Source organism: Clostridium sp. MCC353 (assembly GCF_018785315.1).
Taxonomy (GTDB): domain Bacteria; phylum Bacillota; class Clostridia; order Lachnospirales; family Lachnospiraceae; genus CHH4-2.
Genome location: NZ_WQPN01000100.1, coordinates 1 through 353 on the forward strand (window position 1 = coordinate 1; position 353 = coordinate 353).

The following is a 353-nucleotide window of genomic DNA, read 5'->3' on the forward strand; positions in this document are numbered from 1 at the left end:
TATCCTCCTTCAATCTTTTGAAAAGAGTATAGCAGATGGTTATCAGTTGTACACTACGGTCTGTTTTGTATCGCTTACAACTCTTTATGGGACTTTACCGTTCAGTGGGCATCTCAGAAACTGATTTGGTTTTCAGTTTCTGCCCGTCTTTTTTCATCCCTGGAGCCTAAGTTTCGCTAACGGTTTCCAGATGGCTTTCATCCCCGACGGATGCCCCTCGGCCTGGCCCCTTCCAAAAATCCGGCCGTCTGTCCGCCACCTCCTCCCGCTTTTCTGCTGGTTTTCTCTGGCTAAAGTAATTAAAAGTAAATTTAAAATAAAGGGTCAAGGCATTTTCGAAAATGGCTTCACCC

At 45.3% G+C, this 353-nt stretch carries 1 protein-coding gene; it reads right to left on the minus strand.

The window, feature by feature from the left end:
• Nucleotides 1-166: 166 nt before the first annotated feature.
• Nucleotides 167-353 (minus strand): hypothetical protein (locus GPL15_RS17315; RefSeq protein ID WP_215699949.1); only part of this gene is annotated, 187 nt, incomplete at its 5' end.